Raw genomic sequence first — 13,526 nt, forward strand, 5'->3', positions numbered from 1 at the left:
GCCCTTGCGGGACGGAGCGCCACCATCCGGTGCGCCGCCCAAAAGGGCCTCGTCTCCCCGAAACACGCTCTCAGTCGAGCGCGTCGCGCAGACGGCGCTCGTAATGCCTGTAATATTTGTCGGCCATAAGCTCGCTCTTCACCAGAACCGCCACATCGGTGGTGTTGAACTGATGATCCACCACAGCCCCGTCACCGACATAACCACCAAGTCGCAGATAGCCCTTGACGAGAGGAGGCAGACGCGCGAGCGCACGGCGTCGGTCGATCGTCAGCGGATCGCAGCGCAGCATCTCCACACGCCGCTCCGGCAGAGCCTTTACCCGCAGGGCCGGAGGCGCGAGATGATTATGATAGAGATAGGTCAGTTCTTCCGACAGTTCGTCCGGATTGGTCCCGGCCAGACTGGCACAGCCAAACAGCACATCGATACGATGCAGAAAGATGTAGGATGCGATGCCGCGCCACAACAACTGCATGGCGGCACGTCCACGGTAACGCGCGTCCACGCAGGAACGACCGACCTCAAGCAGCTTGCCGGAAAACTTGTGCAGCAGAGCGAGATCAAATTCACTCTCACTGTAAAACCGGCCCAGACGCGCAGCGGCGTCATCCTGCATCAGACGATACGTGCCCACCACGCCTTCCGGCCCGGATGAAATGGCATGGTCAATCACCAGCAGATGATCGGCATAGGCGTCGAACTCATCCACGTCCCGCTTGAGACGGAACGCTTCTTCGCTCGGCTGCGCGCCCATTTCCTCGACGAACACGCGATAGCGAAGCGCCTGCGCGGCGTCGATCTCTTCAGGCGTAGAAGCAATCCGCACGCCGAGATTACCACCACGCAACTCCCTGAACCCGTTGCGTTCGAGTTCAAGTGTGGACAGACCACCGTTTCGCTGTGTCTCGACGCTCATGGCGTCTCATCCTTGCGCGTGGTTTTACCTTTTTTGGCAGGTGTTCCCGCCTCCGGCAGACGCCGTCCAAACAGTTCCAGTCGGAGCGAAACCAGTTCAAAGCCAAGACGCTTGGCAAGGCGATGCATCAGCGCCTCGTGCTCCTCATCCTCGAACTCGATGACCTTGCCACTGTCCACATCGATCAGATGATAATGTCGGCCATGCTCGGTCGCTTCGTAACGGGCGCGGCCACCCCCAAAGTCCCGCCGCTCGAGAATGCCCTTCTCCTCCAGCAGACGGACAGTCCGATAGACCGTCGCCACGGAAATCTTGGGATCGAGCGCGGACGCCCGCCGATACAGCTCTTCCACATCGGGGTGATCTTCCGCATCCGACAGAACGCGCGCAATCACGCGGCGCTGACCGGTCATTTTCAGACCGCGGTCGATGCACATCCGCGCGATTCGGGAATCGGAGAGGTCAGCCGACTTCGCCGCCGACGCGGAACGGGAGGGAGAGGAGGTCCGCACCGGACTCACGGATTATTTCCTGCAGGCTGCATGTTCACCACCATACGCCATCGCCTAGCTGATTCTCACGCATCTTGTCCACTCGTTACCGGGATGTCACGTCAGAGAGTGATGAAAATGCACACAGATCGCCGTCTCTTGAAGAACGGATCGCCCGGCTCCACTTTGTGCCCATGTCCGATTCGACCGAAGCCACAGCCCTCGATATCACCAACGAGACCTGCCCCATGACGTTCGTGCGAACCCGTCTCGCACTCGACGTGCTGGCAAAAGGGCATCTGTTGCGTGTCACACTCAAAGGCGAGGAACCCCTGCGCAACGTCACCCGCTCGGCGCAGGCGCTCGGTCATACCGTGCTTGCTACCGAAAACGGCCCTGACAATCGGCACACTCTCACGATCCGGAAGAACTGAGATCACCCTTCGCAGCGGCATCCAGACAGGCGGGGCACAGGCATCCCACGGTCTCGCCCGCCGCCGGCACCGGCAATACAGCAGGCTGCTTCATGCACCAGCAGGCTTCGGAAGCCAGACATTCCAGTGACGCGCCACACTGTGCGCACCGCGTCACCGTCTTCATGAGAGATGCCGAAACACCGACCACGGGCGCACGTCCCGCGCGTCCATTCCAGCCGCCCGCGCGGCGTCCAACCCCTCCGCGCTGTCCTCGAACACCACGCAATGGGCCGGTTCCACGCCCAGCCGCTGGGCTGCCAGAAGATAGAGGTCCGGAGCGGGCTTGGGTCGTTCCACATCGTCAATCGTAACGACCGTCTCGAACACATCGCGAATCCCGACCGCGACGAGGGAAGCCTCCACCACCGCGCGGGAACCACTTGAGGCTACAGCCATGGGCAACCGCCCCGCCCATTCCCGCACGATCTCCACGACCGGCACATTCGCCTTCACCTGCGACAGACGCGCCAGGACGCCCGCACGGGTGGCGGTCTTGATGATGGCGTGATCAAGGGTGACTCCGTACTCTTTCTCCAGCGCCGCCAGCACCATTTCTTCCGAATAGCCACGGCGGCTGAAGAACCACTCAGGAGCGACCTCAATCCCGCCTTTCGTCTTCAATGCGTCCAGCCATGCTTCGAGATAGAGCGGCAGACTGTCCACCAGCGTGCCGTCACAATCGAAGATCAGGGCCTGCGTCCCAGCCGGAAGCTCTCCCATCAGGGGAAAGCCGAACGCGGAAACGCCGCGCCATCTCCCATTTTGCGCAGAGGCTGAAAGTCCTTGTCCTTGAAACTCTCGGTGCGGACCTTCGAGCCATCAGGCGTTTCCACGAACACCGTATTGTTCCAGTCGGCCGCGCTGATGCCGGTCCACAGCGTCAGCACGATCGGATCGGGCTTGCCGTCGCGTGTGGCCTGAAGTTCCAGCCGGGCGTCACCGCTGGAGGGCGGTGTCTGACTCAGCGGCCCCCAGCCCCCCGTATGATGCTGGAGCCAGTCATTGAGTGTCGCCACTTCCGCCTGCGTCAGATCGCGCGTGTCGCGCATCGGGCCAGACACCACCTTGCCCGCCGTCACCTGTGGAAAAGTCATCGACACGAAATTCGGCAGCGCGAACAGCCAGATCACCAGCGCCGTGCCCATCGTGAACACCAGAAAGGTGATGATGAACACCGTTTCCTTCCTCATCGTCTTGTCAGTCCTTCAGCCTCGGACAACGGAGATCACGCGCGCGACCTCCGCATCCGTCAATTCCGGGTGGATGGGCAGCGCAAGGATGCGCTTCGACAGCGCTTCCGATACCGGCAGCGCCACCCCGTCATGGTGATCCCGATAGGCCGGCTGATGATGCAGCGGCAACGGGTAATAGATGGCCGAGGGCACGCCGGCGTCCCGCATGCGGGCCTGCGTCGCCGCGCGCTGTGCCTCGTCCTTCAGCAGAATGGAATAGATCGCCCATGCGCTGGCGCTCTCCGGCACGCGGACCGGCATCTGCGCCACACCTGCAAGACCAGCGTCATAAGTGCAGGCAATGGCCTCACGTCGCGCCAGTTCTTCACGAAAACCATCCAGCTTGGCCAGCAGCACCGCCGCCTGCAACGTGTCCAGACGCCCGTTCATGCCGGTGCGCAGCACCTCGTAGCGGGTCTTGCCTTCGCCATGCGTGCGCAGGGAACGGTACAGCTCGGCCCGTTCCGCGTCGTCCGTCAGGATCGCTCCTCCGTCGCCGTAACCACCCAGCGGTTTGGACGGAAAGAAAGACAACGTCGTGGCGACGGCTTCTCCGCCCAGAGGACGCCCCCGATACACACCGCCGAAAGCCTGCGCGCAGTCGTCCAGAAGAAACAGGCCCTCTTCCGCGGCAATCGCCCGCAACTCTTCCCACGGCGCAGGCTGGCCGAACAGATCCACACCGACGATGGCGCGTGGCGTCAGCTTGCCAGCCACTTTCACAGCGGCGATCCGCGCGCGCAGACTGACGGGATCGATCTGAAACGTCTGCGGATCCACATCCACGAAAACAGGCGTCGCTCCCAGCACCAGCGGTACTTCCGCCGTAGCGGTGTACGTGAAAGCGGGTAGAAACACCGCGTCTCCTTGCCCGATATTCTCGGCCATCATGACGATCTGGAGCGCGTCCGTGCCGGACGAGACGCCCACGCAATGCCCCACACCGGACCATGCGGCCAGTCGTTCCTCAAGCTCCGTCACCTCGGGGCCAAGCACGAAACGGCAATGCTCCAGCACCGTGTCGATCCTCTTTTTCAGGGCCGGTCCAAGCCGCTTCTGCTGAGCTGGCAGATCGAGAAACGCGATGGGCTTTTCCCCTGATGTCGCACTCATGACGTCCGTTCCTCTCCCTCACCGATGGTGGCGGTTGTAGCGCGCTCCGGCTCCGCCCGCACGCGTAGGTCCATCTCGCCGGTCGCATTATGATCGAATTCGGGCACGAGTGTCTTGAGCACCGCAATCGCCGCCGCCGCATCTCCGGCATGCGCCAGTTCCGCAATGCGGTCCACAGCCCGCTCCATTCCGGCCAGATCCACCACACGGGGAGCGGCCATCAGCAGACCGGGCGCATCCGTCGGCACAGGCGCTTCACGCCCGTGAAACAGCTCCTCGAACAACTTCTCACCCGGCCGTAGCCCCGTGAAACGAATGGCCACATCCTCATCGGGGCGCAGGCCCGCAAGCCGGATCATCTGGCGGGCAAGATCCACGATCTTCACCGGCTCGCCCATATCGAGCACAAAAATCCCACCATCGCGCAGCAGGCGGTCGGTGCCCGCCACCCGCGCCGGTTCAAGAACGGGCATCATGTCCGCATCGAAGCCACGCCCGTCCGTTCCGCGCACGCTGGCCTGAAGTACCAGCCCCACAGCCTCCGGCACAGTCATGAAATAGCGCTGCATGTCAGGATGCGTCACCGTCAGCGGGCCGCCGCGCTCAAGCTGCCGACGGAAAAGCGGCACCACGGAGCCGGTCGAGCCCAGCACATTGCCAAACCTCACCGTCACGCAGCGCAGGGCGGCGGGATCGCCGGACGTGCGGGCCGCAATATCGAGCGCCTGACAGTACATCTCCGCCGCGCGCTTGCTCGCCCCCATCAGGCTGGAGGGATTGACCGCCTTGTCGGTGGAAATCATCACAAGCGCGCGGGCGCCATGTTGTCCCGCAGCGTCCGCCACAATGCGCGTGCCCACCACATTGGTCAGCAGCCCCTCACAGGCATTGGCTTCCACAATGGGCACATGCTTGAGGGCCGCGGCATGGAACACGAGCGCTGGACGAAACTCCGCGAACACCTCGTCGATGCGCCCGGCGTCGCGCACATCCGCCACCACGACGCTGCGAGGCACCTTTGGCGCAAGTTCGCCCAGTTCCACGTCAATCTGCCACAACGCGAACTCGCCGTGATCGAGCAGCACCAGTCGGCGCGGCCCGAATCCCGCGATCTGTCGGGCGAGTTCTGAGCCGATGGTGCCGCCCGCGCCCGTGACGAGCACGACCTGATCGCGGATCATCCGGTCCATGCCCGCCCGGTCCAACGGCACCTGCGGCCGGTTGAGCAGATCCTCGATCATGACCGGCCGAAGTTCGATGCGCGAGGCAGGCGTCAGCGCGGTCAGCACCGGCGCACGCATGACCTCGATTCCGTGAGCCTCGGCCGCCGCCAGCACACGCCCCAAGGCTTCGCCCCGGAAGTTCGAATCCGTCACGACGAGGCTCTCGGGCAGGACGTTTCGCTCCGCCATCCCATCGAGCAGAGCGGCAATATCGGTCACATGACCGAGGATCGGCACATTGTGAATACGTCGTCCGGCCTGATGCGTGCCCTGGCCGATCAGACCCGTCACGCGCACGCCCGCCTCCGGGTTGCGATCGATGGCGCGGAGATAAAGATCCGCCACCTGATCGGCGCCCACCAGCACGATGGGCCGCAACAGGGAGCGCCGCCGGGCGAGTGTGTTGCTCAGCCGATAGGACAGGCGCAGGCCACCGAGCATGGCCACCAGTGTCATGGCGTAAATGAGGGGGAAAGTCGGGCTGGGCAGCGGGAAACCGGTGGCTTTCAGCCCCAGCGTAAACAGAATGGAACTGGCGACCGACGCGCCCACAATCCCCAGCAGATCGGACGTGCCGGAAAAGCGCCAGTATTGCTGCGGCATGCGGAACGGCAGGCCGCTGACCAGCAGCGTGATCGCGCCACTGGCCAGAAACCACAAAGGATGAATCAGCCCGTCACGCGGGGCGGCCAGCCAGCGGGCAACAGGCGCCGCCAGAGCGGCCACGCTGCCATCGAGCAGGACGTTGACCAGAATCCGATTGAACGGCCGCAGCCGGGTGCTTCTCGGCGCGACATCCGGGCGTTGCGGGACCATCACGCTCGCCCTATAGCCCACCTGCGCGTCGGCTAGAAGAAACGAAGCCGAGGTTTCTTTCCTTCCGTCCTTCTTCCGCCCGGGATCACCGCTGCCATTGCCCATGTTCCATGTGTTTTCTCCCTCTCTTCTTGTGCTGCTGGGTGCTTACGCGCTGTCGGCCCTGCTGACGCGCGGCATGATCCGTGTGGCGGTGCTCGACACGCCGGGCCATCGCAGCTCGCACACGCGCCCGACCCCCAAAGGCGGCGGCATGGGCGTCATGGGAGCGTTCGGGCTGCTGTACTTTCCCTTGCGTATGCTCTGCGGTCTGGACGCCTTCGCGCCCGAAGGGATCGCGATATGGGGTGCGGCGATGCTGCTGGCCACGGTGTCATGGCTGGACGACGTGTATCAGTGGTCCCCCCTTATCAAACTGGCTGCGCAAGCTGTGGCCGCAGTACTCGTCACTCTTGCGACGCTGCCAATGGGCGACGCGGGTTTCATGCTGGCGGTCACCATGCTCTGCGCCGTGACGTGGACCGTGTTCGTCACCAATGCCGTAAATTTCATGGACGGCCTCAATGGGTTGGTCGGCGGCGTGCTGTGTCTATCCTTCCTGTGCCTCGCTCTCCCTTTCTGGCCAGCGGATGGCGTGGACCTTCGCGGCAACAGCGCCCTTCTGGCATTCGGGCTGCTGGCGTTTTTGCCACTCAATTTCCCCCACGCCCGCATTTTCCTTGGCGATGTGGGGAGCCAGCCCTGCGGCCTGCTGATCGCCACAGCCGCACTCATGCTGGCGCAGAGCGGTCCGGTGACGCAGGCGTTGCCGGATCTGCACGCAGCGGCGCTCGTGCCCTGCCTGATCGCCGGACTGCTCTACGACGTGACCGTCACGCTGATGCAGCGCACATTCGCTGGCGAAAAACTGCTGCAGGCGCATCGTGGACATCTCTATCAGGTCGCCTTCCGTGCGGGCCTCCCGATGCCCACGGTGACGCTTCTCCATTGGGGCTTCGTCGCATGGGGCGCGGGTGCCTATGCATTGCTGGGAAGGCTTCCCACTTTGCTGCCACTCATTCTGATCGTGCTGTTGCCGCAGCTTGTCTGGACGGCATTTGTTGTGCGCCGGGTGCGACACCATCCCGTCGGTCGCTGGTAAACACTCTTTTATTTGACACACGCACAAACAAAAAACGGGCCGGAAGCCTTAGGCTCCGACCCGTTGTTCCGTTTTTCAGAACTGTTCGAAATGATTACTTGATCTGTTCGAACGTCAGGCCACCCGCTCCAGCCGAAAGACGCGCGCCTTTGGCCGAGCTTTCGATCTTCAGACGCACGCCGTTCTTGTTCTCATACACGCCGCCACCGAGACCGCTGCCCAGCGTGGCCTCACCATTGGCCTGAGCAAATGTGCCCGCCATGTCAGCGGCACGGTGCAGGTTGTAGACCTCACCCTTGCTCACGACTTCGGAGAACCCGACAGCCGCGATTTGGCCGCCCGTTACCTTGTAGCGATAGGTGTGACCTGCAAAACGCAGAGTGGCTTCACCCCACGTATAGCCCACGCCCACATCCGCCGATTTGGTGCGAATGGTGACGGTGCCACTGGGCCTGCCCATTGTATCAGCCGCCATGGCAGCCGGAACTGCGGCAAAGGATGCGAACGACAGCGCGGCAACAGCGGCAATCGGAGCGAAACGCATGTGGAAACTCCCGTTTTAATCAATACGGACCGGACACCTTGTCGTGTCATGTCACGTCTCTAACGTCGCATGACCTTGTCGGTTCATCCCACGACATTGAGGCAACATGACGTCCTCCACTACATTCATCCACGCATGGATGATCTGCCGCTCTATCCCGGCACAAAAAAGCCGCGCCCAAAAGAGCGCGGCTTTTTCAGAAGACGTTCTGAAGAAAGATCAGGCAGCGCGACGAGCTGCCCGGGTCTCGGAAGACGCTTTCTTCGCACCGCTCTCACCCATGATGGAACGGATCTCACGCAGATAGGCAGCACCCTTCAGCGTGCGCTGCACCAGCACCGAGCGACGGTCCAGCGGGTCCACCTTGCGGCGTGCCAGATCCAGTTCACCGAGACGATCGAGCGCGCGGGTGATGGCGGGCTTGGACACATTCAATTCAGAGGCCAGACCACGCACGGTGTGCCCCTCTTCCTGCAAATAGCAGGTCAAGAACACTGCGAGCTGACGCGCGGAAAGATCCGGTCCATCGCGCCGCACGAGAGACACCATCGTCTCGCGCAGCGTATTGACCAACTGGTCTGCTACATCGGTGTTCTTCACTGCCGAGGCCTTGGCGGCCTTGAGCGTTCTGGTCTGTGCCATCGTTGCGATTCCCCGCTTGCCCTAAAGCAGGGCACGCAATGTGCCCTGCCGCCGGATTACGCCGGCTCTTCGAATTTCGCTTGCCGGGACATATAACCTGTCCTTGGCCGATTTAAACCCGAAACAATCCAATAGTTGCGGTGAGGAATCGTTATTCTCACGAATTTAATAAACTGTTCACGCCCACGAGGCGCCCCAAAGAGGCGAGAACGGCCCGCAAGCCAAGGATTTCCCCACCTTCCGGCCGTCCGGGCCGTGTCGCGTCGTTCCAAGCGTAGCTGTCGATATGCACCCAACGCACGTCAGGCTCAACAAAACGATCAAGAAACAATGCCGCCGTTACTGCCCCTGCAAACGGTTTAGATGACACATTATTCATGTCGGCCACTGAACTCTTCAGCCATTCTCGGTATCCATCCCATAATGGCAGACGCCACAGGGGGTCGGAGACTTGCATTCCAGCCGCAAGAAGGGTTTCCGCCACCCCGTCGTCACGACTGAAGATCACCGGAATATCCGGCCCCAGCGCCACGCGGGCCGCCCCCGTAAGAGTGGCGACATCCAGCAGAAGCGCCGGCTTTGCCTCGCTGGCCTCAGTCAGAAGATCGGCCAGCACCAGACGGCCTTCCGCGTCCGTGTTGCCGATCTCCACGGTCAGCCCGTTGCGGGCCGTCACCACATCCAGCGGTCGCATGGCGCATCCCGAAACCGCGTTTTCCACACAGCCAAGTCGCAATTCCAACCGCACGGGCAGATCCTGCACCATGATCTGCCGGGCCAATGCCAGTGCGGTCGCAGCGCCGCCCATGTCCTTCTTCATCCGCAACATGCCAGAGGCGGGTTTGATGTCGTAGCCACCGGAATCGAAGCACACGCCCTTACCCACAAGCGACAGCAGCGGTGCATTAACGGGTGCTTTCGAACCCGCCCATGACGCCACCACAACGCGCGGTCCACGATCCGACCCGCGCCCCACGGTGGCCACCAGAGGATATTCCGCCTCCAGCGTCTTGCCCTTGACGACCCGTATCTTCGCGCCGAACGGATCGAGCGCCTTCACCGCCGCCTGCGCCAACTCCGAGGGGCCGAGCAGGTTGGCGGGCATATTGATAAGATCGCGCCCCAGCCAGATGGACTGGGCCAGTTCCAGCGTGGCCGCATTTGCCTTGGGTTCATGCAAACGCGCCAGCTCCGCCGGCGCCTTGCCAAGAGTGTAGCGGTAAGCCCCCAAGGCAAAACCAAGCACCGCGTCCGTCCGTTTCACATCCTTGGGCAGTTCCAACCGCCACAGCCCCGCCGGCAGCGCGCGAGGCAGTCCACCGAAGACGAACGGATCGACCCGCTTCGCTTCGGGCACCCCCAGCAGTCCGACCACAGCACCCGACGCATCGGGCACCAGCGCCAGTTCACCCGGCTTTGCCGTAAAGCCGGTGCGCCGTGCGAACGCCGCACCGGCTTTGCCGATCAGCGCCACGAGGGTCGCATCATCCGTTGCCCGTACGCCGTGCACCACCCCAACCGTTCCCTTCACGCGCCCTGTCGTGACGATGCAGTCCAGTCCCTTGCGTGCCATGTGCGTCTCTCCTGCGCGTGAGCATGTCGTATAAAAACAAGGCTGCGTCCGAACCCGCACGGATGCAATGCCATGACAAGGCCAACAGAGCCTTGCATTTGGCATGGAACCGTCCGACCATCATTGTCATGATAGGGTTCTCTGCCCGCCCGCCTCCGGCTCGCCTGCCTGCGGACGCCGATGTGTCCTTCGTCATGCCCCGGCACGACGCAGACCATCATCTTCACGCCATTCTCGGCCCCACCAACACCGGCAAGACGCATTTCGCACTCGAACGGATGCTGGCCCATCCCTCCGGCATCATCGGCTTTCCCCTGCGCCTGCTTGCGCGTGAAAACTACGAGCGCATGGTTGCCCTCAAGGGGGCTTCGCGCGTGGCGCTCATCACTGGCGAGGAAAAGATCGTCCCGCCCGACGCGCAATGGTTTTCCTGCACGGTCGAGGCCATGCCCGTGGACCGCTCCGTCGCATTTCTCGCCGTGGATGAAATCCAGCTCTGCGCGGATCCGGAGCGTGGACATATCTTCACCACCCGCCTGCTGCACGCCCGAGGCCGCGAAGAGACCCTGTTCCTTGGCGCGGAGACCATAGCCCCCCTGCTGCGCCGCCTCCTGCCGGGCATCACCATCGACACACGCCCGCGTCTGTCCGCCCTCACCTGCACAGGGGCGATGCGGCTGGACAAACTTCCCGCGCGTTCGGCCATTGTCGCGTTCTCCGCCGCCGAGTTGTACGCCATCGCCGAACTGATCCGCACCCGCCGGGGTGGCTGTGCGGTGGTCATGGGACAGATGTCGCCCCGCACGCGCAACGCACAGGTGGCGCTCTATCAGAACCGCGAGGTGGATTATCTCGTGGCGACGGACGCCATCGGCATGGGCCTGAACATGGACATCGCCCATGTCGCCTTCGCGGGCCTGTCCAAGTTCGACGGCCGGCGTCGCCGCCATCTCACCGCAGCGGAGATCGCACAGATTGCCGGACGCGCTGGACGGGGCGCGCGTGACGGCACCTTCGGCACCACAGGACGATGTCCTCCCATCGAAGAGCCCATCATCGAAGCGGTCGAGACCCATCAGTTCGATCCGCTCGAACGCCTGATCTGGCGCAATGACGCGCTGGATTTCTCATCCCCCCACGCACTCCTTGCCAGTCTTTCCCGTCCGCCGCCTCTGCGCGGGCTTCAGGCGAGCGAACCCACCAGCGATGCCCTCATTCTTGGGGCTTTGGTGCTCGACCCCCACACGCTCGCTGCGGCTTCCACCCGTTCCCGCACAAAACTGCTGTGGGAGACGTGCCAGATCCCCGATTTCCGCAAGCTCGGAGAGCGCAGCCACGCTCAGCTCTGCGCCCGCGTGTTCCATCTGCTCATCGAGCAACGCCGCCTGCCACCAGCATGGCTCAAGGAACAGCTCGACCGCCTCGACCGCGTGGATGGCGATGTGGACACGCTGATGCAACGTCTTGCCGGCATCCGCATCTGGTCCTACATCGCCAACCGGGACCAGTGGATCGCCAACGCGCCGATGTGGCAGGACCGCACACGCGCCGTGGAGGACAAGGTTTCGGACGCGCTGCACGAGCGTCTGACCGCACGCTTCGTGGACCGTCGTTCGGCTCACCTGATTCGCCTGCTGGAAAACGAAGCGCACGCGCCCCTGCTCTCCGCCGTAAAGACGGATGGCGAGGTGATCGTGGAAGGCCACCCCGTTGGCCGCATGGAAGGCTTCCGGCTCCATCTCGACCCAAGTCTGCCTCCTTCCGATCGCACCACACTCGCCCGGGCGGCGCGACGTGCCCTGCGCACCGAGATCCCGCGCCGCGTACAAGCCTGTCACGATGCTCCCGACACGGCGTTCAGACTGAATGAGGGCACCGGCGACATCAGTTGGGACAATGTGATGATCGGGAGGTTGCGCTCCGGACAGGAGGTGCTGCGCCCCACCGTTGTGCCCTGTGGTGATGATCTGCTGACCCCACGCCAGCGCGACACGATCCGCTCCCGACTTGAGCGCTTCATGGCCCATCTCATCGCGCGTGAACTGGCTCCTCTTTTCCGCATTCAGGCAGCAGCGGCGAACATCCCCGAAGCGCGGGGCGCCCTGCACGAAATGATGGAAGGCGGCGGACAGGCGAGCGCCCGTTTCCCCATAACGGGACGGCACCCGCTCCGCCGACTGGGCGTGCGCGCCTGCCTTGGACAGCTTTACCTTCCAGCCCTGCTCAAACCCCGCCCCCTGCGTCTACGCGCCCTGCTGCTGGGCGTGCTGGCTGGCGAAAACGTCCCGGAACTCCCTCCAGCCGCTGCCGTATCCGTGATCGCGCGGGATTTCCCTTCTCCGTTGCTGGAACGTCTTGGTTGGCCGATATGCGGTGGTGTGCGCCTGCGGATCGACATGGCGGATCGACTGACCCATGATCTTGCCCAACGCGCCCAACGTCATGATGTGGCGCTACGTGCCGATTTCGCGCCATGGCTTGGCGTCTGCACTGCTGACGTGCCGCCCATTCTCAAGGCGCTGGGATTGCATCTCTCGACACCCCGACCATTATCCAAAGATATGGTGGGACCGCTGCCGGTGTGGATGCTGACCCGCGCTCGTCCTCGCCGTCCCCGGCACCGCGCCCATCCGGTGGTGCCAGCGCGCCTGAAAGACAGTCCATTCTTTGTTCTAGCCCCCCTGCTGGCGCGCCAATCCGCCTGACAACGCGCGACACAGACCGGCATTTGAGGATTGCGACTCTCCTGTCCTCAACATGGCCTTGCGTCTGCCTGCAAACCGCCCCATACGTGCCCCCACATCAAGCGTGAGGAAGAGTCCAAGGAGACAACCTGCGCCCACCCGGCTCTGGCATCATGTCGAGCCCACAGTATCGGAGATGACGATGGCCTACGTGGTCACTGAAAACTGCATTCGCTGCAAGTTCATGGATTGCGTGGAAGTCTGCCCGGTGGACTGCTTCTACGCTGGCGAGAATTTCCTCGTCATCAGCCCTGACGAATGCATCGACTGCGGTGTGTGTGAGCCGGAATGCCCGGCGGAAGCGATCTTCCCGGACAGTGATGACCGTTCCACGGCCTGGGCTGAGATCAACGCCAAATATGCGACATCATGGCCCAACATTACCCGCAAGGGAACGCCCCCGGCGGATGCCGAGGAGTGGAAAGACAAGCCGGGCAAAGCGGCAATGCTGTCTCCCGAGCCTCAGAAAGACTGATTGCACAGCGTCCGGTTCCTGAGATCGGACACTTTCCGTCGGCTCTCTGCATAGAGGCCGACAGAACGACAAAGGACGGAGGGACCGCTGGCAACAGTCGGTCTTCCGTCTTTTTTGTTGCCGAGTCATGGAGCCGA

14 protein-coding genes are annotated in these 13,526 nt (G+C 63.0%); 4 read left to right on the plus strand and 10 right to left on the minus strand.

Features of this window, described 5'->3' with window-relative positions:
- Nucleotides 1-70: 70 nt before the first annotated feature.
- Both KUA11_RS07065 and KUA11_RS07070 read right to left on the minus strand, forming a co-directional pair.
- Nucleotides 71-919, minus strand: coding sequence for a GNAT family N-acetyltransferase (locus tag KUA11_RS07065; protein WP_166313111.1), 849 nt, complete (start codon nucleotides 917-919; stop codon nucleotides 71-73).
- Nucleotides 916-1,356, minus strand: a complete 441-nt coding sequence (locus tag KUA11_RS07070) for a Fur family transcriptional regulator (RefSeq protein WP_217409739.1) — start codon at nucleotides 1,354-1,356, stop codon at nucleotides 916-918. The genes KUA11_RS07065 and KUA11_RS07070 overlap by 4 nt, the downstream gene beginning before the upstream one ends.
- A 248-nt stretch (nucleotides 1,357-1,604) precedes the next feature.
- Here KUA11_RS07070 and KUA11_RS07075 point away from each other — a divergent pair, with 248 nt between their 5' ends.
- A complete protein-coding gene (locus tag KUA11_RS07075; RefSeq protein WP_217409627.1) occupies nucleotides 1,605-1,844 on the plus strand; it encodes a sulfurtransferase TusA family protein in 240 nt (79 codons plus the stop codon).
- Here the strand turns inward: KUA11_RS07075 and KUA11_RS07080 are convergent.
- Genes KUA11_RS07080 through KUA11_RS07100 form a run of 5 tightly spaced genes read right to left on the minus strand, consistent with a single transcriptional unit; the run spans nucleotide 1,825 to nucleotide 6,270 of the window.
- The gene (locus KUA11_RS07080; protein ID WP_217409628.1) at nucleotides 1,825-2,010 is read right to left on the minus strand and encodes a hypothetical protein; all 186 of its coding nucleotides are present in this window, start codon (nucleotides 2,008-2,010) and stop codon (nucleotides 1,825-1,827) included. The genes KUA11_RS07075 and KUA11_RS07080 overlap by 20 nt on opposite strands.
- Nucleotides 2,007-2,606, minus strand: a complete 600-nt coding sequence (locus KUA11_RS07085; RefSeq protein ID WP_217409629.1) for an HAD family hydrolase — start codon at nucleotides 2,604-2,606, stop codon at nucleotides 2,007-2,009. Before KUA11_RS07085 ends, KUA11_RS07080 begins: the two co-directional genes overlap by 4 nt.
- Nucleotides 2,606-3,076, minus strand: a complete 471-nt coding sequence (locus KUA11_RS07090) for a hypothetical protein (RefSeq protein WP_217409630.1) — start codon at nucleotides 3,074-3,076, stop codon at nucleotides 2,606-2,608. Before KUA11_RS07090 ends, KUA11_RS07085 begins: the two co-directional genes overlap by 1 nt.
- Before the next feature lie 15 nt (nucleotides 3,077-3,091).
- On the minus strand, nucleotides 3,092-4,231 hold the full coding sequence (locus tag KUA11_RS07095; protein WP_217409631.1) for a DegT/DnrJ/EryC1/StrS family aminotransferase: 1,140 nt from the start codon (nucleotides 4,229-4,231) through the stop codon (nucleotides 3,092-3,094).
- The gene (locus KUA11_RS07100; RefSeq protein ID WP_217409740.1) at nucleotides 4,228-6,270 is read right to left on the minus strand and encodes a polysaccharide biosynthesis protein; all 2,043 of its coding nucleotides are present in this window, start codon (nucleotides 6,268-6,270) and stop codon (nucleotides 4,228-4,230) included. The genes KUA11_RS07095 and KUA11_RS07100 overlap by 4 nt, the downstream gene beginning before the upstream one ends.
- 103 nt (nucleotides 6,271-6,373) lie before the next feature.
- Here KUA11_RS07100 and KUA11_RS07105 point away from each other — a divergent pair, with 103 nt between their 5' ends.
- The gene (locus tag KUA11_RS07105) at nucleotides 6,374-7,411 is read left to right on the plus strand and encodes an MraY family glycosyltransferase (protein WP_217409741.1); all 1,038 of its coding nucleotides are present in this window, start codon (nucleotides 6,374-6,376) and stop codon (nucleotides 7,409-7,411) included.
- Between the two features lie 94 nt (nucleotides 7,412-7,505).
- On the opposite strand, the gene KUA11_RS07110 is transcribed toward KUA11_RS07105, so the two are convergent.
- The 3 genes from KUA11_RS07110 to KUA11_RS07120 all read right to left on the minus strand — a co-directional run bounded on the left by KUA11_RS07110 (nucleotide 7,506) and on the right by KUA11_RS07120 (nucleotide 10,170).
- A complete protein-coding gene (locus tag KUA11_RS07110; RefSeq protein WP_217409632.1) occupies nucleotides 7,506-7,955 on the minus strand; it encodes a hypothetical protein in 450 nt (149 codons plus the stop codon).
- Between the two features lie 219 nt (nucleotides 7,956-8,174).
- Nucleotides 8,175-8,597, minus strand: a complete 423-nt coding sequence (locus KUA11_RS07115) for a MarR family transcriptional regulator (protein ID WP_166313103.1) — start codon at nucleotides 8,595-8,597, stop codon at nucleotides 8,175-8,177.
- Nucleotides 8,598-8,754: 157 nt separating this feature from the next.
- Entirely contained in the window at nucleotides 8,755-10,170 is a 1,416-nt protein-coding gene (locus tag KUA11_RS07120) for a leucyl aminopeptidase family protein (protein WP_217409633.1), read from the minus strand.
- Between the two features lie 23 nt (nucleotides 10,171-10,193).
- On the opposite strand from KUA11_RS07120, the gene KUA11_RS07125 reads away from it, so the two are divergent.
- Nucleotides 10,194-12,875: a helicase-related protein gene (locus tag KUA11_RS07125; protein ID WP_254454738.1), complete on the plus strand. Its 2,682-nt coding sequence runs from the start codon at nucleotides 10,194-10,196 to the stop codon at nucleotides 12,873-12,875.
- A 181-nt stretch (nucleotides 12,876-13,056) separates the two neighbouring features.
- Nucleotides 13,057-13,389, plus strand: a complete 333-nt coding sequence (gene fdxA / locus KUA11_RS07130) for a ferredoxin FdxA (RefSeq protein WP_217409634.1) — start codon at nucleotides 13,057-13,059, stop codon at nucleotides 13,387-13,389.
- Nucleotides 13,390-13,526: the final 137 nt, after the last annotated feature.

The organism is Acetobacter estunensis (assembly GCF_019083805.1).
Classification (GTDB): Bacteria; Pseudomonadota; Alphaproteobacteria; order Acetobacterales; family Acetobacteraceae; genus Acetobacter; species Acetobacter estunensis_A.